This window comes from Streptomyces sp. MnatMP-M17, from assembly GCF_900091995.1.
GTDB lineage: Bacteria > Actinomycetota > Actinomycetes > Streptomycetales > Streptomycetaceae > Streptomyces.
Map to the genome: position 1 here is coordinate 1 of NZ_FMDK01001083.1, position 2,624 is coordinate 2,624.

The window sequence follows — 2,624 nt, forward strand, 5'->3', positions numbered from 1 at the left end:
GCCCACGGTCGTCAGCGCCACGGGCTCCACGGCGCGTATCCGCGCGCGTACCGCCGCGAGCCGGTCACCGGTCAGTACACCCGCCGTGGGCACGACATGCTCGGCGTAGACCTCGGCAGCCGCGTTCAGCGCCCGCAGCCGGGCTCCCGCGACATGGTGGACGTCGAAGGCGGCGACCCGGCGCGCGGCGCCGTGGCCGGTGCCGAACTCGACGACGCCGGCCTTGAGCGGGATCTGGGTGAGCGGCTCGTCGGCGAACCGGCTGAAGACGCCGGCCCGTGGCCGGACCAGCACCGAGCGGCGGTTCAACTCCTCCACCAGGGCGTCGGCGTCCCGGGCCGTGGCGAGCGTCGGCATCGGCAGCGTGTCGCTCCCGGCCGTGGTGAGATCAACGGACGCGGTCGCATCAACGGCCACTGTCGATACGGCACTTCCGTCGGCCCGACCGTCAGCGCCTCCATCGGCGCCGGCGCAGAAGGGACAGCGCGGGTGCGGCAGCAGCGGTTCGGCGGACACATCGAGCGACCTCATGTCCTGCACGATCAGTTGGCCCGCGGTCTCGGCCGGCAGCGCGTCGGTGGTGATCCGGAAGATCTCGTAGCCGAGCAGATTGCCGATCATGGCGGCCAGCGGACGGCTCGGAAGGGCACCGGCCGGTACGGTGCCGGGCAGCGCCAGCGCGCTCCAGATGTCGGCGGCGGCAGCGGCCTCGTCGTGGGAGCCGATACGCAGCGCGGCACACGCCCAGCAGCTCGTGGCCCCGGCCGTCATCAGCGGTCCCACCACCGAGTGATGGCCGTAGGACCAGGCCGGCAGCAGCGTACGGCCCTCGGGAACGCCCGCGCGCAGCAGCGGGAACAGCCGCCCGGGCGCCTCCGGTCCACCGGTCACCACGACGATGTCGTACGCGTCGAGGTCCGGCCAGCCCAGAGGCTGTCCGGGATCGTCCGCGCCGAGGTCGACAAGGCTCACCGGGCAGCCGTCGTCCGCCGCCTCCCGTGCCTCGCTCTCGATGATCTCCCTGGCCTCGCCGTCGAGTCCGGGCCGTACACCGATGGTGGCGCAGCCGTTGCGGATCAGGCTGAGCACACACCAGCGGGCGACGAGATCGTCGCCGAGGACGGCCACCCGTGCGGTGGCGAACCGCCGGAACCTGACCTCGGCGTCGTCGGAGTAGTGGTCGACATAGGCGATCTGCGGGGCAAAGCGCCGGGCCACATCGGGCGGTGTTTCCACCACCTCGGCCCCGGCCGGCGGCACCGCGCGGGCGAAGTCCCGTTCGTACAGGCTCTTCACCAGCTCGCCGACCATGGCGCGCTGCTGGTCGCCGAGGCCCTGGCAGATGTCGGCGACCGAGTGCTCTCCGGTGAGATGCGGGACGATCAGTGTGGCGAAGCGGTAGGCGGACCTGGCGGTGAGCTGGAACCCGCCGTCGGCGTTGTGGAACAGCACTCCGTCCGCCGTCTCGGTGAACAGGACGTCCCGGCGGATACGCGGACGGGTCGTGGCGACGGCTTCATAGGTTGAGCCCATGTGGATGACACCCCTGGATACGTGGCGTGGTCAAGGTGGCCGGATCGTGCGAGTTCGGGCATGGCCCGTCAGTGGGGCGCTGTGGCCGTCTGGTTCCGGTTCCATTCGCGCGCCTGCCGACGCGCGTAGATTTTCAGCAGTTGATGGATGCGGTAAGGGCCGGGAGGCCCTTCTTCGAGCAGTCCGGCGTCGGCGAGACGCTCCAGCGCCTCCTCCGCCTCCGCGGAGTCGCCGAGCACTCCGGAGGAGAGCAACAGCCCTTCCTGGTCGCCGAGTTGGCGGAAGGCCTGCTGCCAGCGCGGCTCCAGCCGGTGCAGAGCCCGGCCGAACACATGCGGTACGGACATCCTCGGGTCGTCGGCGAGGGAGAGCCTGGCCGGCAGATCCTCGGCCAGCCAGGCCACACAGTCCTCGATGCGCAGCCCGGGACGGGTGAGCAGCCGGGCGGCGGCGATCCGCAGACTGAGCGGGAAGTGACCGCAGACACGGGCCAGTTCGCGGGCGGCGGCGGGCTCGGCACGTACCCGGTCCGGGCCGAGGGCGGCGGCCAGCAGCTCCTCGGACTCCTTGGGATCCAGCGTGGAGAGCCGGTGGACCGTGCCGCCGTGGGTGGCCACGAGTCCGGCCAGTCCGCGTCTGCTGGTGACGACCGCCGCGCCGCCGGCCGCGGCCGGGAGCAGCGGGCGTACCTGGTCGGCGGTGGTGACATCGTCCAGGACGATCAGTGTCCGTCCGGCGGCGGCGCCGGGCGCCGGGAGGTCCGCCATCGCCTCGGCCGGAGTGACGGACGATCCGTCGGGACGGGTCATGGTGAGGACGAACACACCGCCCGGGAAGCTGTCCTGACAGTCATGGGCGCTCTGGAGCGCCAGTGCCGTCTTGCCGATGCCCGGGGCTCCGGAGAGAACCACGACGGTGGCGGAGGTTCCGGAGGTGAGGCTCGCGTTGATCGCCGCCCGCTCGGCGGCCCGGCCGGTGAAGGACGGCACGGGCGGTACGGGCAGCGGGACCGGCGCGGAAGGTGTTACGGGAGCGGGAGCCTGGCCGGGGGCCGGCGCGGGAGCCGCGGCGAGTGCCGGCCGCGCCGTTCC

General features: G+C 72.5%; 2 protein-coding genes. Both read right to left on the bottom strand.

Going from position 1 to position 2,624, the window contains the following annotated elements:
- Positions 1-1,533: TOMM precursor leader peptide-binding protein (locus tag GA0115259_RS36200; RefSeq protein WP_141716843.1), on the bottom strand; the 1,533-nt coding region annotated here is incomplete at its 3' end.
- Between the two features lie 68 nt (positions 1,534-1,601).
- Positions 1,602-2,624: NB-ARC domain-containing protein (locus GA0115259_RS40885; RefSeq protein ID WP_237540742.1), on the bottom strand; the 1,023-nt coding region annotated here is incomplete at its 5' end.